Origin of the sequence: Spirosoma sordidisoli, assembly GCF_004138325.1 — a bacterium.
In the GTDB taxonomy this organism is placed as follows: Bacteria; Bacteroidota; Bacteroidia; order Cytophagales; family Spirosomataceae; genus Spirosoma; species Spirosoma sordidisoli.
The window spans coordinates 245,477-271,754 of record NZ_SBLB01000006.1 but is presented as its reverse complement, the minus strand read 5'-3'; the positions used below and the strand labels follow the sequence as shown (position 1 = coordinate 271,754).

Annotated in this window: 20 protein-coding genes; 15 read left to right on the top strand and 5 right to left on the bottom strand. The window is 58.2% G+C overall.

The features are described 5' to 3' along the window. Positions 1 to 14: 14 nt before the first annotated feature. The 12 genes from EQG79_RS21440 to EQG79_RS21385 all read left to right on the top strand — a co-directional run bounded on the left by EQG79_RS21440 (position 15) and on the right by EQG79_RS21385 (position 17,794). A complete protein-coding gene (locus EQG79_RS21440) occupies positions 15 to 3,344 on the top strand; it encodes a SusC/RagA family TonB-linked outer membrane protein (RefSeq protein WP_206445604.1) in 3,330 nt (1,109 codons plus the stop codon). 78 nt (positions 3,345 to 3,422) lie between these two features. Beyond that, positions 3,423 to 4,928, top strand: a complete 1,506-nt coding sequence (locus EQG79_RS21435) for a RagB/SusD family nutrient uptake outer membrane protein (RefSeq protein WP_077921304.1) — start codon at positions 3,423 to 3,425, stop codon at positions 4,926 to 4,928. A gap of 191 nt (positions 4,929 to 5,119) precedes the next feature. After that, complete coding sequence (locus tag EQG79_RS21430) at positions 5,120 to 7,081, top strand: FG-GAP-like repeat-containing protein (RefSeq protein WP_129603872.1); 1,962 nt, start codon at positions 5,120 to 5,122, stop codon at positions 7,079 to 7,081. Between the two features lie 70 nt (positions 7,082 to 7,151). Then, positions 7,152 to 7,595, top strand: a complete 444-nt coding sequence (locus EQG79_RS21425) for a DMT family transporter (protein WP_129603869.1) — start codon at positions 7,152 to 7,154, stop codon at positions 7,593 to 7,595. Between the two features lie 13 nt (positions 7,596 to 7,608). Continuing rightward, positions 7,609 to 8,538: a TIM barrel protein gene (locus EQG79_RS21420; RefSeq protein ID WP_129603867.1), complete on the top strand. Its 930-nt coding sequence runs from the start codon at positions 7,609 to 7,611 to the stop codon at positions 8,536 to 8,538. A 63-nt stretch (positions 8,539 to 8,601) separates the two neighbouring features. Then, positions 8,602 to 10,074 (top strand): CoA-acylating methylmalonate-semialdehyde dehydrogenase, encoded by a 1,473-nt coding sequence (locus EQG79_RS21415; protein ID WP_129603864.1) that lies wholly within the window; start codon positions 8,602 to 8,604, stop codon positions 10,072 to 10,074. A 55-nt stretch (positions 10,075 to 10,129) separates the two neighbouring features. Continuing rightward, complete coding sequence (locus EQG79_RS21410) at positions 10,130 to 10,918, top strand: cyclase family protein (RefSeq protein ID WP_129603862.1); 789 nt, start codon at positions 10,130 to 10,132, stop codon at positions 10,916 to 10,918. 18 nt (positions 10,919 to 10,936) lie between these two features. Beyond that, positions 10,937 to 12,013 carry a zinc-dependent alcohol dehydrogenase gene (locus EQG79_RS21405; protein WP_129603858.1) on the top strand — a complete coding sequence of 359 codons (1,077 nt, stop codon included), beginning with the start codon at positions 10,937 to 10,939 and terminating at the stop codon, positions 12,011 to 12,013. Positions 12,014 to 12,039: 26 nt separating this feature from the next. Then, entirely contained in the window at positions 12,040 to 12,795 is a 756-nt protein-coding gene (locus EQG79_RS21400) for an SDR family NAD(P)-dependent oxidoreductase (RefSeq protein WP_129603856.1), read from the top strand. A gap of 79 nt (positions 12,796 to 12,874) precedes the next feature. Next, a complete protein-coding gene (locus EQG79_RS21395; RefSeq protein ID WP_206445603.1) occupies positions 12,875 to 14,971 on the top strand; it encodes a transketolase C-terminal domain-containing protein in 2,097 nt (698 codons plus the stop codon). Then, positions 14,968 to 15,348, top strand: coding sequence for a cupin domain-containing protein (locus EQG79_RS21390; protein WP_077921295.1), 381 nt, complete (start codon positions 14,968 to 14,970; stop codon positions 15,346 to 15,348). Before EQG79_RS21395 ends, EQG79_RS21390 begins: the two co-directional genes overlap by 4 nt. A gap of 79 nt (positions 15,349 to 15,427) precedes the next feature. Further along, complete coding sequence (locus EQG79_RS21385) at positions 15,428 to 17,794, top strand: outer membrane protein assembly factor BamB family protein (RefSeq protein ID WP_129603852.1); 2,367 nt, start codon at positions 15,428 to 15,430, stop codon at positions 17,792 to 17,794. 31 nt (positions 17,795 to 17,825) lie between these two features. Here EQG79_RS21385 and EQG79_RS21380 read toward each other — a convergent pair whose 3' ends face one another. The 4 genes from EQG79_RS21380 to EQG79_RS21365 form a co-directional block, all read right to left on the bottom strand. Further along, positions 17,826 to 18,566, bottom strand: coding sequence for a 3-oxoacyl-ACP reductase family protein (locus tag EQG79_RS21380; protein ID WP_206445602.1), 741 nt, complete (start codon positions 18,564 to 18,566; stop codon positions 17,826 to 17,828). Between the two features lie 237 nt (positions 18,567 to 18,803). Then, positions 18,804 to 20,048 (bottom strand): hypothetical protein, encoded by a 1,245-nt coding sequence (locus EQG79_RS21375; RefSeq protein WP_129603846.1) that lies wholly within the window; start codon positions 20,046 to 20,048, stop codon positions 18,804 to 18,806. A 59-nt stretch (positions 20,049 to 20,107) separates the two neighbouring features. Further along, on the bottom strand, positions 20,108 to 20,413 hold the full coding sequence (locus EQG79_RS21370; protein WP_077921291.1) for a winged helix-turn-helix domain-containing protein: 306 nt from the start codon (positions 20,411 to 20,413) through the stop codon (positions 20,108 to 20,110). A 39-nt stretch (positions 20,414 to 20,452) separates the two neighbouring features. Next, a complete protein-coding gene (locus EQG79_RS21365; RefSeq protein WP_129603843.1) occupies positions 20,453 to 21,082 on the bottom strand; it encodes a hypothetical protein in 630 nt (209 codons plus the stop codon). 218 nt (positions 21,083 to 21,300) lie between these two features. Here EQG79_RS21365 and EQG79_RS21360 point away from each other — a divergent pair, with 218 nt between their 5' ends. Further along, positions 21,301 to 22,101 (top strand): CPBP family intramembrane glutamic endopeptidase, encoded by an 801-nt coding sequence (locus EQG79_RS21360; protein WP_129603840.1) that lies wholly within the window; start codon positions 21,301 to 21,303, stop codon positions 22,099 to 22,101. Here EQG79_RS21360 and EQG79_RS21355 read toward each other — a convergent pair. Then, positions 22,093 to 23,019: a Nif3-like dinuclear metal center hexameric protein gene (locus EQG79_RS21355; RefSeq protein WP_129603837.1), complete on the bottom strand. Its 927-nt coding sequence runs from the start codon at positions 23,017 to 23,019 to the stop codon at positions 22,093 to 22,095. The genes EQG79_RS21360 and EQG79_RS21355 overlap by 9 nt on opposite strands. A 151-nt stretch (positions 23,020 to 23,170) precedes the next feature. Here EQG79_RS21355 and EQG79_RS21350 point away from each other — a divergent pair, with 151 nt between their 5' ends. Together EQG79_RS21350 and EQG79_RS21345 are read left to right on the top strand one after the other, a co-directional pair. Continuing rightward, the gene (locus EQG79_RS21350) at positions 23,171 to 24,283 is read left to right on the top strand and encodes a formylglycine-generating enzyme family protein (RefSeq protein ID WP_394343318.1); all 1,113 of its coding nucleotides are present in this window, start codon (positions 23,171 to 23,173) and stop codon (positions 24,281 to 24,283) included. Positions 24,284 to 24,350: 67 nt separating this feature from the next. Further along, on the top strand, positions 24,351 to 26,033 hold the full coding sequence (locus tag EQG79_RS21345; protein WP_129603834.1) for a sulfatase family protein: 1,683 nt from the start codon (positions 24,351 to 24,353) through the stop codon (positions 26,031 to 26,033). Positions 26,034 to 26,278: the final 245 nt, after the last annotated feature.

The following is a 26,278-nucleotide window of genomic DNA, read 5'->3' as shown; positions in this document are numbered from 1 at the left end:
TCACCACATCGGAAATGCGTAAACTGAAGGATATTCTTCAGGAACTCAAGTACCGCTACCAGGTCGACATCATTTTTGAGGGTGGGGTAGTCGAAAACGTGACTACGTCGGTCATCAGCATCAACTACAGCCTGCCGCTGGAGCAGAACCTCAACGCTATTCTGAAGCCGACGCATCTGCGTTACAAGAAGGTGAAAGAGGGTTCGTACCTGATTCTGGATGAGAAGCGGGATCGTAGGAAAAGCGTATCGAACAGCGCCCCGGCTACCCCCGGCCTGACCGATCATGTTACGGCTACGGCAATGGCCGGCCATCAGCTGGAGGCCGACGCCCAGTCAGGCAAAGCCGGCACACTGAGCCTGAAAGTGGCCGATCAGGTCGTTTCCGGGCGGGTTACCGACGAGAGCGGGGGAGGGCTACCGGGGGTCAACATCCTGCTGAAAGGCACTCAGAAGGGAACCGCCACCGACGTGCAGGGCAATTATACCTTCCGAATCAGCGAGGGTAACTCGCCCAACAGCGCGGCCGTGCTTATCTTCTCGTTTGTCGGCTACCTGCCCCAGGAGATTGCGGTCAACAACCGCAGCATTGTCAATGTACAGCTCAAAACCGATCTCAAGCTGATTAACGAAGTGGTCGTTGTGGGCTATGGTACCCAGAAACGCAGTGACATCACGGGCGCCGTTGGGTCGATCAGTGCCAAAGAAATTCAGGATGAGCCGGTGGTTCAGATTGGTCAGGCATTGCAGGGCAAGGTGGCCGGTTTGCAGGTAACCCAAAATTCAGGGGCTCCCGGTTCCGGCCTGCTGATCCGCGTTCGGGGTACGGGTACCGTCAACAATTCGGACCCGCTCTACGTCGTGGACGGCAACCTGAACAGCAACCCGCTCGATCTGGTACCGGACCAGATTGAGAGCATTCAGGTGCTGAAAAGTGCCAGCGCAGCCGCTATTTACGGGGCTCAGGGCGCCAACGGCGTGATTCTGATCACCACCAAGCAAGGCCGGGCGGGCAAATCCCAGCTGGATGTCAGCCTGTCGCAGGGGGTACAGCAAATCCGGAAATACTTCCCCGTTACCAACGCGTTTCAGTACGCAACGCTCTATAACGAAGGTCTGGTCAACGCGGGCCAGCAGCCGCTCTACCCGAATCCATCGGCCCTGGGCGAGGGTACCAACTGGCAGAAAGAAGTGTTTCAGGTAGCGCCCATGACCGACGTGAGCCTGTCGGCCAGCGGGGGTAACGAGAACAGCAAGTTCTTCTTTTCGGGGGGCTACATCAACCAGGAGGGTATCATAAAAGGATCGGGTTTCAACCGCGCCAACCTGCGGATCAACTCGTCGCACACGATTAACCGGTATCTCCGGGTCGGTCAGAACCTGTCGGGTAGTCTGGCGCAGTATAAGCAGATATCGGAGTTCAACTTCGGGTCGATACTGGGCAGTACGCTGACGGCCAACCCCGAAATTCCGGTCAGGATGCCCGATGGCAACTGGGGTTATTCGCCAACCTCGCTGAACTCCGGCAACCCCTTGGCCAGTATCAATTACACCAACAACAACACCCGGCGGCCCGTCATCAATGGCAATGTATACGCGGAGATCATTCCGCTGGAGGGGCTGACCTTCCGCTCTCAGTATAACTTCAACATTGGCTATTCGGAGAACTCGGTGTTCAACCCCGCGTATCGTATCTCTACCAGTAACTTCAACGACGTAGCCAACCTGACCGAAAGTACCAGCCGTTTTCGTGAATACAGCTGGGTAAACACGCTGACCTACCAGAAAAACATCGGTGATCATACGTTCGATATTCTGGGCGGGGTAACCGTTCAGGAATCCTACACGCAGGGTATACTGGCCTACGCGGCCGGACTGCCCCTGAACGCGACCCAGAATCCGAATCTGCGTTACCTCAACCTGTCGACCCAAAGCAACCGGGTAGAGGGCGACGCCGGCGCCTGGGGCATCTTATCGTACCTCGGCCGGATTAACTACAACTACAAGAGCAAGTATTTCACGACGGTGAACTTCCGGGCCGACGGGTCGTCGCGCTTCGGGGAGAACAACAAATTCGGGTATTTTCCCTCGTTTTCGCTGGGTTGGAAACTGTCCGAAGAGCCTTTCCTGAAAGAGGTCACCTGGGTGAATAACCTGATGCTGCGGGGCGGATGGGGGTCTCTGGGCAACCAGAACTCGTTACCCAACTACGCCTTCACTGAGCTGGTTACGCCTAATATCAACTACACCTTCGGCAACCCGCAGACGGTGGTACGCGGCCAGGCCGTCACCAGCATGGGTAACCCGGACCTCCGGTGGGAGTCGACCAAAGAAACCAACATAGGGGTCGACTTTACCGGCTTCAACAACCGGGTTACGGCTTCGGTCGACGTGTACAACAAGAAAACGACCGATATGCTCCTGCAGGTGCCGGTTGTCAGCTACTCCGGTATTCAGAACGCGCCTTATGTAAACGGAGGCAGCGTGACCAACAAAGGGGTTGAGCTGTCGCTGGGCTACGATCGGAACAACAGCATTCCCGGTGGTTTCAACTACGGTGTGTCGGGCAATATCGCCTTCAATCAGAACCGGGTAAATGCGTTGAGCAACTCCGGAACGGCCATCAACCAGTTCATCAGCTTTGTTGGTCTGGTAAACGTTACGCAGGTGGGCAGCCCCATCGCTTCATTCTGGGGCTGGCGGACCAATGGCCTCTTCCAGAGCCGCGAAGAAATTGCGGCCCACGCGTTCCAGAGCACCGGAACCGCGCCCGGCGACATACGCTTCGTGGACCTGGACGGCAACGGCGTCATTAACGCCAACGACCAGACCGTGATCGGCAATCCCTGGCCCAAGTTCACCTACGGGCTAACGTCCTACGCGTCGTTCAAGAACCTCGACTTCCGGATGCAGCTGCAGGGCACCTACGGCAACGACATATTCATGGGGCTGAAATTCAGAATGGAAGGCGCCAACTTCTTCAACTACACCATGAACGTCTGGGAAAACCGCTGGACCGGCCCGAACACCAGCAATACGGTGCCCCGCCTGAATACCAACGACCCGAATAACAACATGCGCTCGTCGGAATACTACGTAGAAGACGGATCGTATCTGCGGCTGCGGAATATCCAGATCGGCTACCGCATTCCGAAGAGCGTGGTCAATCTGCGGAGTCTGCGGGTATACGCGTCGGTTCAGAACGCGCTGACCTTCACTAAATATCCCGGATTCGATCCTGAGCTGGGTAGCAACCGCGGCAACAGCCCCCTCTACATCGGTATCGACGAGACGAACTACCCGCTGCCCCGGATCTATACCCTGGGCGTCAACATTGGCCTTTGATATTGTCCAAAGCGCTTTCCGGCGCTACCGTGAACACGCTGCCACAAAAGCGCTCCTTAAACCCAAGATCCATTAGCCATGAAGCTACTATCATACGTCTTATTAACCTGTTTTTGCTGGTTCACCTCGCAGGGCTGCAAGAGCGTACTGGATAAAGAACCCCTGGCGCAGATCAGTGCCTCCAGCGCCTACATCACCGCCGACGATGCCCGCCGGGCCGTAACCGCTACTTATACCCCGCTGGCCGGTAATAACTGGTGCTGCACCTACGTAGGAACCGGCTATATGCACTGGGTACTAGCCAACGTAGCGTCTGACGATACCGAAAAAGGGGGCGAATCGGGGTCCGATCAGCTGTATGCGCAGCAGATTTCCCTCTTCAACATTCAGTCGGACAACGATGCGGCCCGCTTCGCCTGGTCGACGGAGTACATCGGCATACGGCGGGCCAACCTGGTGCTGGACAACGTACCGAACATCCAGATGGACGCGGCCCTCAAAAACCAGTACCTGGCCGAAGCCAAGTTTCTGCGGGCCTGGTACTACATCAATCTGGTCAAAACCTTCGGGGATGTGCCGCTGGTGCTGACTGCTTCGCAGAATACCTACGACATGGAGCGCACGCCCAAACAGCAGGTCTACGCCCAGATCATCAAAGACCTGGAAGAAGCCGCCGAGGTACTCCCGCTGGCCAGTAAGTACCCGGCTGCCGACCGGGGCCGGGCCACCAAAGGGGCCGCTCAGGCTTATCTGGGTAAGGTCTACCTGTATATGAATAATTTCGCCAAGGCCGAAGAATGGTTCGACAAAGTGATCAAGTCGGGTGAGTACGCGTTGCATGCCGATTACATGGGCATGTTTCTGCGGGCCGGCGAAACCAGCCGGGAGCATATCTTCCAGGTGCAGTTCCTGAACGATCAGGGTGCGCAGCCAGCCAATAATCAGATCAATATCGTGATGGCCAGTCGCGCCCGCAATGGCTGGGGCTTCAATAACCCTACCCCCGATTTTGTCAGCGCTTTCGAGCCCGGCGACCCCCGCCTGGAGCAGTCGGTCTACAAAACGGGCGATGTCATGCCCGACGGGCTTGTGGCCAACGTAGGCAACAGCAGCACCGGCTACCTGAACAAGAAAGTGTACGTGCCCGAATATGAGCGCATTGCCGGATCGCTGCAGGCGGGTCGAGACGATATCTACATGCGGCTGGGGAAAGTACTGCTGTGGTACGCCGAAGCAGCCAACGAAAACGGAAACACAACCGCTGCCCTGAATGCCCTGAATCAGGTTCGGGCCCGCGCCCGGCAGGGAAAAACGGGAGTACTACCCGACGTAACGGTGACCGATAAAGTGGCGCTTCGCGAACGAATCTGGCAGGAGCAGCGGGTCGAGTTCGGGCAGGAGTATGAGCGCTTCTTCGAGCTGGTCCGCCAGGGCCGGGCCGGGAAAGTGCTGCGGGCTTACGGCGAAAAATACAAAACCGCCAAAGGCGCCGGCTTCCGCGACGGTATCAACGAAATATTCCCGATTCCGCAGCTCGAAATCAATTTGAGTGGCGGCAAAATCAAGCAGAATCCGGGCTACTAAACGCAGGACCTGTCATCGTACCAGACGGGCGTGGGTTGGGCGAACTATGCCTTCCCCAAACCATACCAGTTGTCCGAAGTCAGTCACCCGGCTCCCGTATACGGGCTGCGGGTGACTGACCCCCGCCCGGCTGCCTGCTTCTCACTACTCCCACAGTCCGGCGCTCCGGCCTGGTTTAAACTACCTCTTCCATGCGGCTGTTTGTAAGTGTATTTGCTTTAATGGTGTTGTCTGCCAGCTTGTTTGGTCAGGATATGACGGCGTCTGAAAAACCGGCGTTCGGTCAGACGTTTGTGCCAGACCAGGTAGTCAGGGCCTCCGATATCAACTCGTTCCAGGTGGTTGGGCAGGCCGACTGGCAGGCTCAGAACGGAGAGATCGTTGCGCGGCTAGCGCCTGATTCCCGGGGGAGCTGGCTCGTGCTGAACCGGTCGTATCAGGATGTCGGTCTTCATGCGTTGTTCAAGTGCAGCCCCTCGGCCGAAACGGGGGTGCTGTTGCGGATGCAGAAAACCGATCGGGGCATGAAGGGTATTTTCCTGGCCCTGAATAAAGACGAAGTAGCTCCTTATGCGGTATCCATCGATGCGCAGGGGAAAATAACCGAGCGCGAAAAGTTGCGGTATGCGGGCGGTATCTACTACCGGCTGGCCCCCCCGAAGAACGACGCCCAGGCCAACGCCCGCCGGGCTATGCCACCCCGCCCCGCTACCCCCGCCAACCTGCCGCTGGCCCGACCCAATACGGACTTCCGCGCCGACGACTGGAATATGGTCGAAACGTTTATCGAGCTGAACGTCATCCGCAATTTTCTGAACGATGGCGCCGAGATCGGTGGGGCCGTAGATGGCGATTCGGCTACATACGAATACGGTCCTATTGCGCTCTACGCGGGCGGGTCGGGTGAGGTTCGCTTCAAAGACATCATGGTCAAGGACATTGCGATGCGCGTGAACCCGGCCGAAAAGTCGTCTCCCCGGTTCAACGTGCAGTGTATCAGTGATATGTACTATTCGTGGGGTGCCGATGCCGCCGATTTCAATAAAGACGGCATCATGGACGTAGTTGCGGGTCCCTACATCTATTACGGGCCTGACTACACGAAGCATCGGGAAATTTTTCCGGCCATTGCGGTGAGTCCATCGAAGGAGTTCACCCGCACCCACGTGCAGTTTACGCACGACTTCAACGGCGACGGCTGGCCCGATGTGCTCATCAGCCCGTCGGGGGCCAGTGTGCTGATCAACCCGAAAGGGGAATCCCGGCGCTGGAAAAGCTACGATATTCTGCCGGCTGTGCAGAGCGAAATCACCGATCTGGTGGATATCGATAAAGACGGCCAGCCCGAACTGGTGTATGCGGCCAGCGGCTCCCTGCGGTATGCGAAGCCCGACGGAGCCGACCCGACCAAACCCTGGAAAGAATTCATTATTTCGGACAAAGGCTACGCGCTGGCCCACGGCATCGGAACCGGCGATATCAACGGCGACGGCCGGCTCGACATCCTGAACGCCTACGGCTGGTGGGAGCAGCCCGACCAAAAGACGCCGGAAACCCTCTGGGCGTACCATCCGTATGCGTTTGGTCGCTACGGCAACCGCGGTAGTAACATCGGCGGCACGCTGATGGCTGTATTCGACGCCAACGGCGACGGGCTGAACGATGTAATCACCAACCTCAACGTACATGGCTTTGGCCTGGCCTGGTTCGAGCAGGTGCGCGACAAGGCCGGTGCTATCTCGTTTACCCGCCATATGATCAGCGACGACTACTCGACAAAGAGCGCTGGTAACGTGACCTTCTCGCAACCCCACGGCGCCACCTATGCCGACGTAGACGGCGACGGTATTCGCGATTTCATCGTTGGCAAACGCTACTTCACCCATCTCGACAACATGTACGATCCCGACTCGTACGGCGCGCCGGTGCTGTACTGGTACCGAACCGTCCGGAATCCGAAAGCGCCCGGCGGGGCCGAGTTTGTGCCCGAACTGATTCATAACCGCTCGGGGGCGGGCTCCGAAGTAACCGCGGTCGATATCAACAAAGACGGCGCCATCGACATCGTCACCTCAACCAACCGGGGCACCTTCATTTTCTGGAACACCCCCGCTGGCAGCAAACCTAAAAAACAGCCGTCCCGGTCAGAATAAGTCTCACAGCCAGGCTGTTGTGCTGGCTTCCGATCCCGGTTCCTCAATCCTAATCCCTAAGCCCTTACTCATGAAACCGTATTTGATCGTATTGATGCTCTTCATCGGGGTCATCCTGTCCCTGCACCTGACCATGAACGCCCAGGTGGGCGCCATTATCCGGAATCCCAAAGTAGGCAATGCTATCTTCTGGGGTATTGGCGCCCTTACCGCCCTGGCGATCGGCTTTTCTTCCGGCGATACCGAAGCGTTTTCCCGGCTGCGCGAGGTGCCGGTCTGGCTGCTTACGGCGGGCGTTATGGGGGCCGCACTGGTGTTCGGAATTGCCTGGACCGTTCCTAAAGTCGGGGCCGCTACCGCCTTCGTCCTGATGATTGCCGGTCAGGTGGTGACCGGCCTGGTCCTGTCTCACTTTGGCGCGCTGGGGTCGCCGGTGGAGCCCATTTCTGCCATGAAAGTGGTGGGGGCACTGCTGCTGGTTGCCGGGGCCGCCGTCTGCACATTTTCCAAATAACAGCCTGAAATCTATGCATACGCCATTGACCCGAAGGGATTTTATCAAAGCGGCCGGTATGGCCGGCGCGGCCTCGCTGGCCCTGCCCACCCTGGCCATGGAACAACTCGCCAGAAAAAACGAAATCGGTGCCACCTTCATCCTGTGGGGATACGGCGCCGACAACCTCGAAGCCTCGCTCAGCGACATGGCCAAACTAGGCTACCATTCGTTCGAGACCTTCGGACAGGTTATTCAGGAATGGGAAGAAAAGCGGGGCGGATTCGGTAAGGTCGTTCAGAAATACGGCGTTCCCATCATCTCGGCCTTCTGCATGACCGACGTCCTGGACCCCGACAAACGGCCGGCCGAGCGCAAGAAGCTGGAACGCTGGGCGCAGCTGCTAAAAGAAAACGGCGGCAAAGTCGTCGAATACTGCCCCACCGGTATCAAACGCGACGGCTACGACTACAGGGAACATAAAAAGAACCTGGTCGACTCCATGAACGAGTACGCCAAAGTCGTCACCGATATGGGGCTGGTCTGCGCGCTCCATCCGCATACGGGTACGCCCATCGAAACCCGCGAAGAGGTATACTTCATCATGGAGAATCTGGATACGAACTACATGAAGTTCGGGCCGGATGTGGGGCAGCTGGCCAAAGGCGGCAGCGACCCGGTCAAGATCGTACAGGATTTTCTGCCACTCGTTCAGCACGTTCACCTGAAAGATTTTTCGGGCGGCAACGACAACGGCTACCTCGGCTACGCGCCCCTGGGCGCCGGGACCGTAGACCTGAAAAAAATCCTCGATATGCTCGAACCCCGCAAGAAAGACATGGCCGGCATGATCATGTTCGAACTCGATTCGGACCGGAAAAACAAGATGCCGATGACAGAATTCGAATCGGCCAAAGTGTCCCGGGATTACCTTAAAAAGCTGGGATACAAGTTCGTAGCCTAGTCGACATACGCCAGCGTCTGGCAGTCAAAAACGCGTTAATCAAGATTTGTTTTCCCCTGGTTTATGGAAGTTCTAGCGAATTATATCGGCGGTACGTGGACAAAAAGTAAGGAAGAAAATACGGTGGCTGTGATCAACCCGGCCTCGCAGGAAGTGATCGGTACTGTTCCGCTGGGGAGCCATACGTCCGCCGATGTGGCCAGTGCGGTAGCGGCAGCCGCCGGAGCGTTTGCGGCCTGGCGCGAGGTACCCGTCATGAAGCGGGTACAGCCGCTCTACAAACTGAAGCAGCTGCTCGAAGCTAATGCCGAGGAGATTGCCCGGACCATTACGCTCGAATGCGGCAAAACCCTGGCCGAGTCGAGGGGAGAAATTCAGCGGGCCATCGAGAACGTGGAGGTAGCCTGCGGCATGCCGGTGCTGATGCAGAGCGAGTTCTCGGAAAATATCGCGCCGGGCATCGATGAGTTCATGATTCGTCAGCCGCTGGGCGTCTGCGCCTGCATTGCACCGTTCAACTTCCCGGGCATGATTCCGTTCTGGTTTCTGCCCTACGCCATCGCCTGCGGCAACACCTTCATCATAAAGCCATCGGAAAAAGTGCCGCTGACCATGCTGAAGGTGTTCGAGCTCATCGATCAGCTGGACCTGCCCGAGGGGGTTATCAATCTGGTCCACGGTGGTAAGGAAACGGTAGACGCCCTGCTGGAACACCCCGACGTCAAGGCCATCAGTTTTGTGGGGTCTACGCAGATTGCCAGATACATCTACGCCAAAGGAGCCGCCAACGGAAAACGGGTTCAGGCCCAGGGAGGAGCCAAAAATCCGGTGGTGGTACTGCCCGATGCCGATCTGGACATATCCGTGAAGATCATCACCGACAGCGTATTCGGCTGCGCGGGTCAGCGCTGCCTGGCCGCGTCCAACATCATCACCGTGGGCGATCAGGGGGCCATCAAAGATGCCTTGTACGAGTCGGCCAAATCCCGAACGACCGGCTTCGGCCTGGACGAATCGGTCGAGATGGGGCCAGTCATTACCCCAGACAGCCGGTCCCGGATCGAACACCTGATCGATAAAGGCATTCAGGAGGGGGGGCGGGTGCTGCTGGATGGCCGCAAGCCGGCCATCAGCGGTTTCGAGCAGGGCAACTTCATCAGGCCCACCATTCTGGAAGGCCTGCCGCTCGATGGCGAGGTGATTCGCACCGAGATTTTTGGCCCTGTTATGAGCCTTATCGAACTCGGTACGGTAGACGAGGCCCTGACCTTCATCAACAGCGGCCGATATGGCAATATGGCCTGTCTGTTTACCAGCAGCGGAGCCAACGCCCGCAAGTTCCGGAGTCAGGCCATGGCCGGCAACATCGGCATCAACATCGGGGTGGCGGCTCCCATGGCGCAGTTTCCTTTCAGCGGCTGGAACGAAAGCTTCTTCGGTGATCTGCACGGGCAGGGTCGGCACGCGGTCGAGTTTTTCACCCAAACCAAAGTCGTTGTGGAGCGGTGGCCCAAAGAATGGTCGCGTAAGTTCTAGCGGTACAGGTCGGTTCTGAGCGGTTCTGCTCCTCATCCTTAGCGAATCAAAACGTATGTCAACCTTGCAAAAAGCCTTCTGCCCGCCTTTCAGCCTCCAGACCCGGATCAACTTCCTGGGCATCGACTGTGTCGTAACGGACCTCAGTCATACCATCAGCACCGAAGACCCTACCTTCATCGGCCACCAGCGCACCCTGATCTGGAATCACCTGTCGCACGAAGAAACCCAGAAGATGGGGCTCACCAAACCACCTTATTCGTACAAGGTAGTCGGGTTCACCCTCTGCGACCATTCCAATACCCACGTCGATGCCATCAACCACGTGGTCAACGAGCCCGACGCGCGCTCCGTCGATCAGCTGCCGCTGGAGTGGTTCATGGCCCCCGGCGTTTGGTTCGACTTTTCGCATAAGGAACCGGCCAGCTACATCACCCGGGCCGATATCGAGGAGGCTCTGGACAAAACGGGGGTTACGATCAAACCCCAGTCGGTGGTGCTCTACCATACGGGCTGGTACAAAAAGTGGAAACAGCCGTTCGACTACATCCGGGGCTATCCCGGCCTGGATCGTAGCGCCATCGAATACCTCAACGACCTGGGCGCCATCAGCGTAGGGGCCGACGCGCCTAGTATCGACAGCCATCATGAAGTGGCCGTTGTCAGGGAGCAGCCGGCCCATATCGTATGCCGCGAGCGCGAAATCCTGAACATCGAAAACCTGGCCCAGGTCGACCTGATCCCCGCCCACGCGTTCTGGTTTGTGGGCCTGCCGCTCAAAATTAAAGGGGGCTCCGGCTCGCCGTTCCGGGGCGTCGCTATCGTGCCCCAATCTCAACTATAAAAAGCTAATCGACTGATTATGAGTTTGCCTCAACACATGGATGCGCTGGTTCTCAACGGTGTTCGCGATTTTGCTATAGAGACCGTGCCGGTGCCGGTACCGGATACCGACGAAGTGATCTGCAAAGTTGACACCACCTTCATCTGCGGTACCGATCCGCATATCGTAGCGGGCGACTTCCCTAATTTCTGGCCTACCCGGTTTCCGTTCATACCGGGTCACGAATGGTCAGGAACCGTGGTGCAAACCGGCCCCCGGGCGGCCAGCCTGGGCTGGCGCGAGGGCGACCGGGTGTGTGGTATTTCGCACTGCGGCTGCGGCTACTGTGAGATGTGCCTGAAAGGTCGCTACAACATCTGCCTCAACTACGGCCACGAAGAGCGGGGACACCGGCAATATGGTCATTATACGCCGGGGGCCTACGCGCAGTACATGCGTACGTCCGTGAAAAGCATCTTCAAAATTCCGGATGCCATGTCGCTGGAGTATGCGGCCTGCGTAGATCCGCTCAGCATTGCGCTGTATACCGTGAAGCGGTCGCGCATGCAGCCCGGCGACGACATCCTGATCATCGGTACCGGCCCGCAGGGGCTCATGGCCGTTCTCTGTGCGAAGGCGCTGGGGGCGGCCCGTATATACGCGGCCGGTAGCGGTGAGCGGCTCGCCAAAGCGCAGGAGCTGGGCGCCATACCGATCGATTACAAAGAGGGCGACGTCGTCACGACCGTACGCGAGCTGACCGGCGGGCGGGGCGTTCCGGCGGTGCTGGAGTGCGCGGGTACGGCGCAGTCGCTGACCCAGGCCTGTCTGGCCGCTGCCAAAGGGGGCGTGGTGTCGGTGATCGGGATTCCGCACTCGGACCCCTCGATCCCCATCAAGCGGATGGTGCTGGATGAAGTCGAACTGGTGGGCAACCGCGCCAACCCGAATACGGCCCAGCCAACGATCGAACTGCTGATCAACAACCGGATCGACCTGAGTCCGCTGATGACCCACCGCTACGCACTGACCGATTTCAGAACCGCGCTGGATACCTACGAAAACCGGAAAGACGGTGCTATCAAGGTGGCGACGAAGCCCAATGGAATGAATTAACACAGACGATTTTAACAACGAGCTATATGAGTAGGAAAGTCATGGTTGTTAGTGGGGGCGCATCGGGGCTGGGGCTGGCCGCAGGGGTTAAGTTCGCCAGCAACGGGTACAACATCGTACTGATCGACATTGACGCCCAGAAGGGCGAACAGGCTGAACAACACATTAGTGAGATGGGCGTCGAGGCCCTGTTTTGCCAGTGCGACATATCCGATAACGGGCAGGTGAAGCAGGCGGCTCAGCAAACCCGCGAACGGTTTGGCCGGGCCGATGTGCTGATCAACAATGCCGGGCTTGAAATCCGGGGTAGTATTCTGCAGTGCAGCGAGGCCGACTGGAGCCGCACCTACGACATCAACCTCAAGGGCATTTTTTACATGAGCAACGCCTTTGTGCCGATGATGATCGAGCAGGGTGGGGGTAATGTGATCAACACCGGCTCGATTCTGGGCTACAGGGCCGTGGGCGAGCGGGCGGCCTATTCATCATCAAAAGGGGCCATCGATACCCTGACGCGGAGTATGGCCTACGACCTGGCCAGCGAGCAGATCCGGGTCAACTGCGTAGCGCCGGGGGCTATCGACACCCCGCTGCTGCGCGGCTCGATCAACGACTCGCCCGACCCGGCGGGTACCGAACAGTTTCTGAACGCGAAGAGCGTGCTGAACCGCATGGGCCAACCCGCCGAGGTAGCCAACGTCATGTATTTTCTGGCGTCGGACGAGGCTTCGTTCGTGACGGGGGCCACCTACTTTGTCGATGGCGGCTGGTCTATTTTGTAGCGGGCGAACCCCGCGTCTGCGATGGCAGGTGACAATACCTTGTAAACCGTTTTAAGGACTTACTAACCAACTTATTACCTTGATTTATCTGGAAGACAAGAAAGCCCTGGCCGACCGGGGCATTGTCCAGCTATTGGCCATTAAGGACGCGGATATCCGGTTGCTGAGCCTGTATCAGTGTGCCCATGCGGTGGATAAGGCCATCCATATCGGGGGCGCCTTTTCGGCTACGATCCCCATGGTCAGCCTGTTCTACGGGGGTATTATCGACCTGAATATCGAAGAACCCACGGCCACGGATCAGGATATGTTTGTGCTCAGCAAGGGGCATGCCGTAGCCACCCTGGCGTCGATCTATGCCGACCTGGGCTACATCGATCCGGCCATGCTGGATAATTCGCGCTCGATCACCAGCCTGCTCAACGGCCACCCTGGTCCGCTGCTGCCGGGTGTTCACGTGGCTACCGGTCCTATGGGGCAGGGAATGGGCGTGGCGCAGGGCTTTGCCATCGCCGGCCAGCGATCGCCCCGGTTCGACGTGTATGCCGTAACCGGCGACGGCGAGCTGCAGGAAGGGTCGATCTGGGAAAGCGTGATGTATGCCGGGTTCAAGCGACTGGATAACCTCTGCGTACTGGTCGATAACAACGGCGGTCAGCTGGATACGGTCAATGTGCTTCATTTTCCGTACCAGGGGCTGGCCGGTAGTTTCGCTTCCTTTGGCTGGCGGGTGCTGGAGGTCGACGCCACCAAGTACCATACCGTTTATGCCGCTCTGCAGACGTTCAAGTACGGCCCGCGCGATGGTCGGCCCACGGTCATTATCTGCAAATCAACGAAGGGCTACGGCGGCTTCTCGGAGTACATGACCAACCACAAGGTGTCCATTGCTGATGAGCTGCTGCGGCAGGAGTCGGGGATGCAGACCCAGCGACGGGCGGCTGCCGAGCGGGAGTTCTGTCAGTTCGTCGACCAGCTCACGGCCGATGAGTCCTCGGCCGATATCGTCTCCCTGCTCGGGAAGCAGGCCCGGGCCATGGGGTTTACGCTGACCCAGGCAGAAGGCCGGGTGGTGGGCGTAGCTACGGTACCGGCCTCGGTGAAGCCCCGAAAAGCGCCGGTCCGCGACAAACGGGTGCAGTACGATCCGCAACGGCTGCCCAGGCTCGAAAAAGGGAAAGCCTACGGGGCGCACAAGGTGATCGAGCAGGCCATGAACGCCTTCGCCCAGGACGAGCGGGTCGTATCGGTCGACTCGGATCTGGCGTCGACCAGCGGGTTGCAGGCCGGGGTGGGCTTTGTCGATAAAGGCCGGGCGCTGAACGTGGGCGTGGCCGAGGCCAACATGATGCTGATTGGCGAAGCCTTTGCCATACTGGGTGCCAACGCCTGGATCAGCACGTTCTGCCCGTTCTACGACTGGAAAGTACTCCGCCGGATTGCCGTAGGGCATCAGGAACGGCTGGAGGTGATTGCGGCCGGTGGTTGGCTATCCGAAGGCCACGGCATCGACCTGACCATGGTAGCTACGGCGGCCGATCTGGAAACCCAGTCGAACGGAGCCACGCACATGGGGAACGACGACGCGCTGCTGCTCAACGAAGCCGCCCATGTCAGGATTATCAACGTGTCGTGTCCGCAGCAACTGCTTGGTGTGCTGACATGGATTGCCGAAGGCAACAAAGGAATTGTGTACATGCGGACGCTGCGGGCCCCGGCTCCGGCCTTGTACGACGCGGATTTCCGGTTCGAGTTTGGCCGGGCCTATCCGGTGAGGCAGACCGATGCGGCCCGGGCAACCATCGTCACGAGCGGCCGTGGCGTTTACGAAGCCCTCGACGCGGCCGATGCGCTGGCCGCCAAAGGGCTGGCTGTCAACGTAGTCGATATGCCGTCGATCGATTCCGACACCATCGTAGCCCTGTACCGCGCCGGAACCCCTGTATTCATTGCCGAGCAGAACAACGGCTACCTCTGGACCAACTTCAGAAAGGTGCTCTTCGAGCGCGAGTCCGAGCTGAACACCTGGCGGCTGTACCCCATCAATACGGCCAGCCGCGAAGGGCTCCATTACATCCACTCGGGCACGTATACCGAGCTGGCGGCCCATTACGGGCTGGATGCCGAACACCTCAGCCACCAAATTGCAGACATCCTAAACCAGGTACCCCAATGACCATACTTCACGAAGACGACGTACCGGAAAAAGAACATCCGGGACGATTCATGCGCTGGCTGGCCAGCGACGACTCCCTGCCCGCCCAGAACCTGTCGGTATGCGTCATTCGGGTGCTGCCGGGCGAAGCCGTACGACCCGCCCACTCGCATCCCAACAGCGAAGAGCTGATCTACATCATCAGCGGCTCGGGAAAAGTAATGATCGAGAACGAGGTAGGCAGCGTGCGGGCGGGGTCGGCCATACTCTTCGAGCAGGGCAACGTACACATGCTCAAAAACACCGGCGATGTAGAGATGAAGGTGATCTGCTTCTTCGCCCCCGCTACCAGTATAGACAACTACCGGATGTTCGAGGCTGTCGATTTTCCGGACTGACCACGCCCAAACGACCCGGTTCCGCTGCTTCGATACCGCGTGCCCCTTATTCCGAAAGGTACCTAACTGCCCCTAACTCATGAAAACATTTTCATCGAAACTACGAGTTTCCGAACCATACCAGCCGGTGATCTGGTGTGGGTTGTTACTGATTGCCTGGGTGGCCTGTAGCGCGTTGCTGACCCGGCAGGACTTACCCTTTGCCGCGGCCGACGAGCCGGATGACCAGCACACAACCTGGAAAGACTATGGCGGTGGCCCCGACCAGTCGAAGTTTGTGGCGCTGACCGGCATCACCAAAGCCAACGTCAGCCAGCTTAAAGTCGCCTGGTTTTATCCGACCAACGATAAGAACGTTTACCAGTTCAATCCCCTCATTGTCGGCAATACCATGTACGTGCTGGCCAAGGATAATTCGCTGGTGGCGCTGGATGCAACGACGGGTAAGGAAATCTGGATTCATGCCCACCTCCAGGGTATGGCCATCCGGGGCATCAACTACTGGCAGAGCAAAGATGGTAAAGACCGGCGGTTGCTGTTCCAGATGAACAATTACCTCCAGGCCATCGACGCCAGCACCGGCCAGTCGATCCTGAGCTTCGGCCAGAACGGGCTGGTCGATCTGCGCGAAGGCCTCGGGCGCGATCCCAAAACGATTGTTCGGGTTCAGTCCGGTACGCCCGGCAAAATAGTGGACGATCTGATCCTGCTGGGGTCGGCTACGGGCGAAAACTACATTTCGTCGCCGGGGCATCTGCGGGCCTTTAATGTCGTTACGGGCAAACGCGCCTGGACGTTCCATACCATTCCACATCCGGGCGAGTATGGCTATGACACCTGGCCCAAAGACGCCTATACGTACATCGGGGGTGTCAATACCTGGGGCGAAATATCCGTCGATACCAAACGGCACATTGCCTACTTCCCGCTGGGCTCGCCCACCTACGACTACTACGGGGGCGACCGCATTGGCAGCAACCTGTACGGCAACTGCATCCTGGCTCTGGATACCCGCACCGGCAAACGGTTGTGGCATTTTCAGCTGGTTCACCATGACCTGTGGGACTATGACCTGTCAGCGGCTCCGCAGCTGATCACCGTAACCCACAAAGGCAAACGAATCGATGCGGTAGCCGTTGCCGGCAAAAACGGGTTTCTGTTTGCGTTTAACCGGGTTACCGGCGAACCGCTCTGGCCCATCGAAGAGCGCCCCGTGCCAGCCAGCACCATTCCCGGCGAGCAGTCGTGGCCTACGCAGCCTTACCCAACGGTGCTGCCCCCGTTTGGCCGGCAGAACATGACCTCCAAAGATATTAATCCCTACCTGCTCACCGACAAGGAACGCGCCGACTGGAAGCAGCGCATCGACAGCATGGGTACGGGCCTGTATACGCCCCTGTCCATGACCCGCGAAACCCTGTCGATACCGGGCGCCGTGGGCGGAGCCAGCTGGGGTAGTACGGCCGCCAACCCCGCCCGGGGACTGGTATACGTGCGTAGTATCGACTGGCCTTCGGTATACGGGAAGATAGAAAAACGCGACATACCCGGGCAGGATGAGTCGGCGTCGGTGGCGCTGACCGAGATGGGGCAGGAGCTATACACTAAAAACTGCCAGGTCTGCCACGGCGCCGACCGGAAAGGACTGGTGGGGCCGCAGCTGCTGGATGTGGCGACGAGACTCAACTTTGAGAAGTTTCAGCAGGTCGTCGTGGCCGGGAAAGGGGAGATGCCCGCTTTTCCGCACCTCGACGAAAGCACCCTCCGGAAGCTGTACACGTTTCTGACTAGCCAGACCGGTAGCGATCCGCGTATGGCCCGGCCGGGAGGGAACCGCAAGCTCGAACCGCTCAGCGGACCCGTCGTGGCCTCGGGCGGAGCACCGGGCGGGCAGCAGCTGCGGGAAATTGCCGAATCGGCCCGGGCGGCCTCCCGGATGGGGTTCAACTCATACGGAGCACCCTACCCGGCGGGTGCCAGCGCTCCCAAAACCCGCTACTTCGTTCCGCCGGGCTGGGGCCTTGGCTCGCCCTATATCATCAGCCCGCCCTGGTCGTCGATCATTGCCTATGACCTCAACGAGGGCGTCATCAAATGGCGAATACCCATCGGGCGCGACAAGGAGGTGGCCGAACAGGGCGCTACAGAAAACACGGGTTTGCTGCGTTCCCAGCGCCATGGGATGATCGTTACCTCGACCGGACTGCTTTTCTGTACGGCCCGGGATGGAAAGATCTACGCGCTGGATGCTGATACTGGCAAGGAGCTATGGGCCGGACAGCTGCCCACCGGAACCGAAGGGCTGCCGTCGATGTACGCGGTAAACGGACGGCAGTATCTGGTGGTGCCCGCTACCACCCCGCTCCGATGGGGCCGGGCCGAAGGGCGCCCCGACAACGCCACATCGGCTCCCCAGGGCGGGTATGTCGTGTTTTCGCTGCCCTGAGGCCAACCCGGAGTCTAGTCCTGTTACGGGACTAGCTCATGTACCAGCCGCCATTGACGTTGATGGTTTGGCCGTTTATGTAGCCATTGGTAGCCAGCAGCAGCGCCACGTCCGCAATTTCTTCGGGCTGGCCGAAGCGCCCCAGCGGGATGATCGTGGGTTTGATAGCGGGGTTGTTTCTGATCATGTCGGTCTCGATCAGGGCGGGAGCTATGGCGTTGGCGGTTATGCCCCCGTACTGGGCAAGCATCCCTGCATAGGCATGTGTCAGGCCAAGCATACCGGCTTTGGCCGCTGCGTAATGGGGACCGACCACGCCCCCCAGCTGAGCCGCCACCGAGGAGATGTTGATGATGCGGCCAAAGCGCTGCTCAATCATGGCCGGCAGGGCCGCCTGAGTCGTCAGGAAGGCCGAGGTGAGGTTTACCGTCAGCGACTGCTGAAAATCGGCCAGGGTCAGGTCCAGCAACGGCCTGGTCGGGTTGATGCCGGCGTTGTTGACCAGAATGGTTACGGGGCCGGCCTGGTCGCTGATCTGGTCGAAAAGATTCCGCACGTCGGTCTCGTCCGATACGTCGGCCCGGAGAGCCAGCGCTTGGCCGCCGGTTGCTGTGATCCGCGAGGCAATCGACTCGGCTTCCTGCCGGCTGCTTTTGTAATTGACAACCACCGTGGCTCCTGCCGACGCCAGACGCAGGGCTATTTCCTGCCCGATGCCCCGGGATGCCCCCGTAACCAGGGCTATTTTATCAAGTAAGGGTTGGTCTTTCACGATAGATGTTCGGCTTGATAGCATGGCCTGCTTCCGAACGAAAATAAGGGCAGCAGGCCATACAGATTGATGATGAATCCCTATAGCAGAAACCGAACGTTACGATTAATCGGCTGGATATTGATCGGGATAGGCGTCCTTATTTATTTTCTGGCCGATCGGATATAAGCTTCTCTGACGACCACGGAGTCGGTGCCCGTCAGAGAAGTGTCTGTGGCGCCTGACCGGGTCGATGTCTTATTTAAACCCAAAGAGTAGCGGGAACAGGAAGGTCACGATGCCGGTCCACAGGCTGTAGATCGGCAGAAACAGGGTCATCGACTGGCCCACCAGCGAGAGGTCGGTCCGGCGGGTTACGGCGCCCAGCAGCCTGAACGCTACATAAACCAGATGAGTGATCATGAGCAGGTTGGCGCCCAGTACGGCAATCCGGTTGGGCGTTACGCCCCATTCGGCAATCCGGAACAGGACCGCCGACAGCGCGATGCCGTTTACGAGGATGGTCACCGCCGAAAGCAGAAAAAGGATAAGAAGCTGAACCGGGCTCTTGCTGGCGGGTGTGGCCTCGGCCACCGAAAAGAAAATCAGCGCCATAACGCCGATCAGCAGCGCGTTGAAGAGAAGAAGAAACTCCCGATCGTGATACGGATCTTTGCCCGAGACAACCGTAGCCACCAGATAAACCACCAGCATAACCAGCGCAACGGGGCTGAACAGGTTCGCAATCACGGGCGAAACCCTACTGACCAGAGCCGGCTGAGACTGGGTGATAAACGTAGCCACCATCGGTACGGCAGCCAGTCCGCAAACGACCACGTACTCGAAGTATGTCTGCTCAATGTTCCACCCAATCAGCTTGAACAGCCCAATGGTGAGCCCCGTGGTTAGGCCGCCGGTAATCAGCAGCAGGGCGATCATCACGGCCAGTTCCCCGTTATACCGCAGAAAACCCAGCCAGTTGATCCCGCCCGTTAATCGACCCCCGCCAAAGGTGAACCCCAGCAGCGACCAGAGCCATAAGGGCAGATGGATACAGGCCAGAATCAGGGTGTCGCTGGTGTTGGTTTGAGGCAGTGCATTGATGAACCCGATGGCGATCAGGATGAGCCCGGCCAGCCACAGTCCGGTCAGGCGGGAGAGGTTGTTTTTCCAGCCAAAATAGGCCATCAGGATAGGGAAAACGATGAAGCCTATGTTCCGGGTGTAAAAGAACTCCTTATCCAGCGACAGCAGGGTTGGCAGTTTGGCCAGCAGGGCCGCCAGTAGCGACGCCCCAACCACAACGATGCGGTCGTTGCGGGTGCCCCAGACAGACTCGTCCTGCCCGTAGTTGAGTCGATGGTACCAGCTCTCGGCCACAGGGTTGTTCTGCAACTGAGGATACAGGCTGTTAAAGACCGTTTTGAAGGTCGGTTTGTTGGCCCGGTACAACTTCTCGAGCTGGCCGGGATTCTGCAGGTTCAACAGGATTTCGTCACGCATGGCGGTAATGTATGAGATAGTAAAGTACTTTGTTATTCAAAGTGAAAAGATGAAAAAAATTAGTTGCTTTTCGTGTTCAGAACCAGTTGCTCCAGCGCGTTCAGGTGGTTTCTGAAGGCCTCGGTTCCTGCCAGCGTGGCCTGGTAAACGGTATTCGGCTTCCGCCCCACAAACTGCTTCTCGACCCGCAGATACCCGGCTTCTTCCAGGGCTCGTAAATGGCTGGCGAGGTTGCCATCGGTCAGGTGCAGACTTTCTTTCAGAACGGTAAAGCTGACAGGATCTGACACCATCAGCACCGACATGATGCCCAGCCGGACCCGACTCTCGAAGTCTTTGTTGATATGGTTTATGTAATCATTCACATCTCGATAGTCAGGACGTTCGATGGCTTGATACAGTCTTTACCTGTCTTTTTCGTACTTGTCGTACATCAGCGTACCGTAGAGGATATTTAGCCCTCCAAAGCCAGCTCCCCAGGCCAGCAGACCATACTCGACCTGAAAGCTGGCCAGCAACCCGAGGGCGATTTGCCCCAGACCCAGGTAGTGGATATCGATAAACGTGTACTTGCTGCTGTTGATCAGCGCGAGTCCGTAAAAGATAAGCATCGCCGGTGCTACCAGGTACGGGATCTGGTGGTAGAGCAAAACTCCGCAAAATACCCCGCCCGCGATCAGCGGAATGAACAGGTTGCCGAAAACCCGCTGACCCGGCTCCTGCCAGATCGACTGCCCGGCTTTCTGCGCCTTCAGCCAGCTGAAAAAGACCACCGAGCCAAGGGCCAGTACCAGCGTCGCCAGCGCCGTCAGCATCAGGAGCTGGCCGGTTGCTGCCGGAAGCTGACCCTGACAGACAGCCGAATAGGATACATGCTGCTGGTTCATGATGCCGTATACGACGCCGAGCCCGACCAGGGCCAGCAGACCGACAACAATGCCGGAGAACCCACTCAGGGACGTGAAGCTGGAGGAGCGTTCCATCAGGCTGCGGATCTCCTGCAAGGCTGCGAGTTGCTCTTGATGCTGTGTCATATAAAGTACTTTGTGATTCAAAGTTAATACTATTTTTTGTTGTGCAACATCAGCCCGAAAAAAAAACAGTGAACACCGGCAGGTCAGTAGGGGCAGCACCGTCAGCACCCGCCCAGCGCCAGTTGCACGCTGAGTTTTATCGGCGCGCTGGCTGAGGGTTCTCATACCGTCAGGCAGCGTTGGGGCAGACATTGCGGGGGAGTTAATCCGGGTAGGTTATGTATTCAATCGGACGTTTTTATCTGCTGGCGTGCGCTTTTTCGTGGGCCTGCTGGTTTCCTTACATTCGGCCGCTGTGGTTTCCGGGCTGGTCCCTGTCGGCGGTGCCTCATTACCTGGGTCTGGCGGGCCCCATGCTGGCAGGCCTGTATCTGACCTGGCGAGAGAGGGGCCAGGCGGGGCTGCAAAAGCTGGTGCAGCGCATGGTTATACCCCGCCGGCCGCTGTTTTACGAGCTGGTTGTTCCCCTGCTTCCGTTGGGGCTGGTGCTGGGCGTAGCCTGGGTCAGTGCCCGTTGGCAGGGGATCGCGGTAGACTGGATGGCCATCTGGCGCACGTCCGAGCTGCCAGCCATCAAACCTTTCCCGTACCTGCTGCTCACGCTGGGCTGGGTCGGCCTGGGTGAAGAAACGGGCTGGAGAGGCTACGCCCTGCCCCGGCTCCTGAATCAACATACCGCACTCGGCGCTTCGGGCTGGCTTACGCTGGGCTGGGCAGTCTGGCACTGGCCATTGTTTCTGTATGCCAGGTCCGGCTTTAGTCGCCTGGATGGGGCTGGCCTGGCGGGCTGGCTTGTTAGTCTGTGGTGTGGCTCGATCCTGTTTACGTTTCTTTTCAGCAGAAGTCGGGGCAGTATACTGGCCTGTGCGCTTTTTCACGGGCTGATGGATGTGGCCTTTATGGCTAACCTGCCAATACCCGGTCTGCAAACGGTCGTGGGCGCAACCGTAACTGTAGCCGGCCTGGTGGTAAGTGGTCTATACGCTGTTGGCAGGTTGCCAGTCCGCGGGTCAGAGTAACTGAAACGGGCTTCCGCTGGGTATGTGGGTAACCTGCAGACCCGCCAGTTTGGGCGTCAGCCAGGTAGCTGCGTAAGCCATGCCGGCTTCTTCGCTGACGGCGTGGCTAAGCACGACCAGCGATGTTTTCTGGCCCATCAGCAGGCCGTCTCTGACCCGCTCCACCGTTTCCCATTCTCTGGTTTCTCCGCTCAGGATCACATCGGGCTTGTACGCCTGAATGGCGGCTATCTGACGCTTGCTGTCCATGTAGCCAAACGCCAGGTACAGACTGCGGCAGGGCTGTTGCAACCGGCCTACTACCCGTACGGAGGGGATATCCAGCTTTTGTTTCACCTGCTGAACGATCGACCGCAACGGCATGGCCTGGGGCAGGGTAATGATGCGGGGATTCGCGCTGTCGTAGAGTTTGTCCCAGCCGAGCCTGAGCAGGTTGCCGAACAGGATACCATCGGGTTTGTGGGCGTGCCAGTAGTCATGAAATCGCCACAGGGCAATCTTATGCTTCGTCAGCAGGTCTACTTTGTACCGATAAGCATCGTCCTGCTGCAGCCAGTCGGTCTGATCTTCGTTGTTGTAAAACGGGGTTTCGTGGGCAATAATGAAGTTAGCTCCGGCTTTTACCGTCTTTTCGATGACCTCCAGGGTGGGAAACATGGTCGTAACGATACCCGTTACCGACTGGTCAGGACTACCGGCCCGCAGCTGATCGACCGTTTTGGCGAAGGGCGCGCCCGGAATCTCCCGCAGGATGAGATCGATAACCTGCTGAACGGTATAAGCCGGGCTGGTTTGACCGGGATAATGAGCCGGGCCAACGCGTGGTAAAGCCGACAGGAGTGGCGTTGCTGCCAGCGCCGTAACGCTGGTCAGGAAGGTTCGTCGGTTCGGGAAACCCGGTTCGATGGGGAGATTCATGAGGTAGGGGTAAAGTAGACTAAAGTAGTATAGAAATTGAACACACTTTCCTATAAGGACAAAAATCCGTCTGTTATTACTAACCCATCTGGACTAGTAGTTTAGCTGATGTCGCTAACTTTAGCCAGTGAGCCACTGGCCAGACGCAGCTATGACCCCTAAAATTAGCCGCCTTATCGATTGCTCCGTTCACCCAGCGTTACGATTTCGGGGCGTGCTAACCGTTACGCGCGTAGCCTCGGTGATGATCGGTTTGGGGAGCGCCGTCATGGGCGGATGCCAGTCAACGTCGGACACGAACGCTTCGCCCGGCCGCGCCAGCGAAAAACCTTCCGACTCCTCCACAATTCGTCAGGCGGCCGGTACGGGCCACCCCGACGGGATGGTCTGGATACCCGGTACTACCTTTCTGATGGGCGCCGACGAGTTTCCCGATGCCCGGCCCGTTCATAACGTGACCGTTGCTGGTTTCTGGATGGACGAGCACGAAGTGACCAATGCCGAGTTTGCCCGCTTCGTCAGCAAGACGGGCTATGTCACCGTAGCCGAGCGACCGCTGAAGCCAGCCGATTTCCCGGACGTTCCCGCCGATCAGCTGGTGTCCGGCTCTGCGGTGTTTACGCCCCCCGCCCAGGCCGTATCCCTCACCGATCCGCTGCAGTGGTGGCGGTACGTAGGCGGTGCGAGCTGGCGGCATCCGAAGGGGCCGGGCAGTTCCCTACAGGGGCGCGACAACGAGCCGGTTGTGCATGTCAGCTACGAAGATGCGGCCGCCTACGCGCAGTGGGCGGGCAAACGACTACCTACCGAAGCCGAATGGGAACTGGCTGCACGGGGTGGCAAAAAGCCGTCTACCTACTACTGGGGTGACGAGCTGAAGCCGGCGGGCAAATGGATGGCCAACATTTACCAGGGCAATTTTCCGCAGAAAAACACGGAAGAAGACGGGTACGCCGAAGCCGCTCCGGTCAAAACGTTCCCACCTAACCCGTACGGGCTGTACGACATGGACGGTAATGTGTGGGAGTGGTGTCAGGACTTTTACCGCCCCGATTACTACGCTGCGTCGCCGGCTCAGAATCCGCAGGGGCCCACTGATAGCTACGACCCCGACGAGCCTGGCGCCATAAAGCGGGTGCAGCGGGGCGGCTCGTTTCTGTGCAGTGATCAATATTGTATTCGATACAAAGCCGGGAGCCGGGGCAAAGGAGAAGTAACGAGTGGGAGTAATAACCTCGGCTTTCGGTGCGTAACATCCAGATAATCGTTTCGGCGGTGTTTGCGAGCTGGCTCAGGCCGGTATTGATAGCGCAGCCACAATCGTTGACCCTATGAACAGAAAGACGCTTTTTCGCTCCGTACCGGGAGCTGCTGCCCTGGCTGCGCTGCTGGCCATCCCCAGCTACATGTCCGTTCAGGTGGATAACCGCCTGCCGGACCAGGCCGGGCCGCAGCGCCCCAATGTCATTTTTATTATCTCGGACGACCATACCTCCCAGGCTATCAGCGCCTATGGCAGTAAACTGGCCAAAACGCCCCATATTGACCGGATTGCCCGGGAGGGAGCCATTCTGTACAACAACGTGGTAGCTAATTCCATCTGCGGACCCAGCCGGGCCACCTTACTGACCGGCCAGTATTCGCACCGGAATGGCTACAAGTTCAACGAGAAAGTCTTCGACATTACCCAGCCGGTATTTACGGAGGAGCTGCAGAAAAACGGCTATCAGACCGCCTGGATCGGCAAAATGCACCTTGGTAGCCTGCCCCACGGGTTCGACTACCTCAATATCCTGCCGGGGCATGGCAGTTATTACAATTCGGATTTTGTCAACTCCAACAACGAGACAAAACGCTACCCGGGCTACGTGACCGATGTCGTAACGACCTTGTCGACAGACTGGCTGGACCGGCGGGATACGAAGAAGCCTTTTTTCCTGGTGGTTGGTCATAAGGCAACCCACCGCGAGTGGATGCCCGCGCTGGAGGATCTGGGGGCTTATGACAAGGTCACATTCCCGATACCGGCTACGTTTTATGACAACTACGAAGGCCGGCTGGCGGCTCAGAAACAGGAAATGAGCATCGACAAGACGATGAGTCTCATGGCCGACCTGAAAGTGAACGTCGCCTATGAGGTCAACGAGGCTACCGTCGATCAGGAAAAGGCCAAGTTCCGGAAAGCCCTGTACGGATCGAACCAACCAACGCCCGAGCAGGAAAAGCAGCTGGATACCTACGTTCGGGAGGGCGCCTACCGACGGCTCAGCCCGGAGCAGAAAAAGGCATTCTCCGGCTATTATCAGAAAATCAGCCGCGAGTTTGAGGAGAAAAAGCTGACGGGTAAAGCCCTGGCCGAGTGGAAATACCAGCGATACCTGAAAGATTATCTGTCGACGGCCAACTCACTCGACCGGAACATCGGCGAACTGCTCGATTACCTCGATAAAAGTGGCCTAGCCAAGAATACGGTGGTCGTTTACACCTCTGATCAGGGTTTTTATCTGGGAGAACACGGGTGGTTCGACAAGCGGTGGATCTACGAAGAATCACTGAAAACGCCTTTCGTGATTCGGTATCCGGGGGTTATCAAACCGGGCAGCCAGGTGCGGCAGATCGTATCGAACGTCGACTGGGCGCCCACGCTGCTCAGCCTGACCGGCACCCGCGTTCCGGCCTATATCCAGGGTGAATCGTTTATGCCGCTGTTGACCGGAGGTCAGAAAAATTGGCGAAACCAGGCGTATTACCACTACTACGAGTATCCGCAGCCGCACCGGGTATCGCCCCATTTCGGATTACGCACGAACCAGTACACCCTGGCCCGCTTCTACGGTCCGGATGATTTCTGGGAGCTATACGACATTCAGAAAGATCCCCAGAATCTTAAAAACCTCTACGGGCAGAAAGGCTACGAGAACGTGACGGCTAGGCTCAAAGCCCAGTTAAAAGAGCAGATTGTCAGGTACAAAGACGAAGAGGCCCTCAAACTGATGCAAGCCAGTCCGCAGTAATGACCCGTAGGGCCGGTCGTCCGGATCGGGCTCAGCGTCGGCGCCTGATTGGGTCGTGCGGTCAGTTTTAGGGGCTTTATGGCTGATTGTACGGCAAAAAAGCTATGTTTGCGAAGGACGGGGCCGCTCATACGGGGCGGTTTTGACGAGGGGCTGTACCGGCTCAGAAGACGTATTTGCCAGGCTATACCCCGGCTGCCGGCTAACCGGTGAGCCAAGTACAGTAAGGCAAGCCGGTGAGCTGA

Bases quoted from the DNA above. Each gene is read 5' to 3' on its own strand.
- EQG79_RS21365 (WP_129603843.1), bottom strand. From the start codon at position 21,082: ATGACACAGCATCAAGAGCAACTCGCAGCCTTGCAGGAGATCCGCAGC.
- EQG79_RS21405 (WP_129603858.1), top strand. From the start codon at position 10,937: ATGAGTTTGCCTCAACACATGGATGCGCTGGTTCTCAACGGTGTTCGC.
- EQG79_RS21420 (WP_129603867.1), top strand. From the start codon at position 7,609: ATGCATACGCCATTGACCCGAAGGGATTTTATCAAAGCGGCCGGTATG.
- EQG79_RS21390 (WP_077921295.1), top strand. From the start codon at position 14,968: ATGACCATACTTCACGAAGACGACGTACCGGAAAAAGAACATCCGGGA.
- EQG79_RS21360 (WP_129603840.1), top strand. From the start codon at position 21,301: ATGTATTCAATCGGACGTTTTTATCTGCTGGCGTGCGCTTTTTCGTGG.
- EQG79_RS21415 (WP_129603864.1), top strand. From the start codon at position 8,602: ATGGAAGTTCTAGCGAATTATATCGGCGGTACGTGGACAAAAAGTAAG.
- EQG79_RS21400 (WP_129603856.1), top strand. From the start codon at position 12,040: ATGAGTAGGAAAGTCATGGTTGTTAGTGGGGGCGCATCGGGGCTGGGG.
- EQG79_RS21385 (WP_129603852.1), top strand. From the start codon at position 15,428: ATGAAAACATTTTCATCGAAACTACGAGTTTCCGAACCATACCAGCCG.
- EQG79_RS21345 (WP_129603834.1), top strand. From the start codon at position 24,351: ATGAACAGAAAGACGCTTTTTCGCTCCGTACCGGGAGCTGCTGCCCTG.
- EQG79_RS21410 (WP_129603862.1), top strand. From the start codon at position 10,130: ATGTCAACCTTGCAAAAAGCCTTCTGCCCGCCTTTCAGCCTCCAGACC.
- EQG79_RS21435 (WP_077921304.1), top strand. From the start codon at position 3,423: ATGAAGCTACTATCATACGTCTTATTAACCTGTTTTTGCTGGTTCACC.
- EQG79_RS21430 (WP_129603872.1), top strand. From the start codon at position 5,120: ATGCGGCTGTTTGTAAGTGTATTTGCTTTAATGGTGTTGTCTGCCAGC.
- EQG79_RS21425 (WP_129603869.1), top strand. From the start codon at position 7,152: ATGAAACCGTATTTGATCGTATTGATGCTCTTCATCGGGGTCATCCTG.
- EQG79_RS21440 (WP_206445604.1), top strand. From the start codon at position 15: ATGCGTAAACTGAAGGATATTCTTCAGGAACTCAAGTACCGCTACCAG.
- EQG79_RS21375 (WP_129603846.1), bottom strand. From the start codon at position 20,048: ATGCGTGACGAAATCCTGTTGAACCTGCAGAATCCCGGCCAGCTCGAG.
- EQG79_RS21355 (WP_129603837.1), bottom strand. From the start codon at position 23,019: ATGAATCTCCCCATCGAACCGGGTTTCCCGAACCGACGAACCTTCCTG.
- EQG79_RS21350 (WP_394343318.1), top strand. From the start codon at position 23,171: ATGACCCCTAAAATTAGCCGCCTTATCGATTGCTCCGTTCACCCAGCG.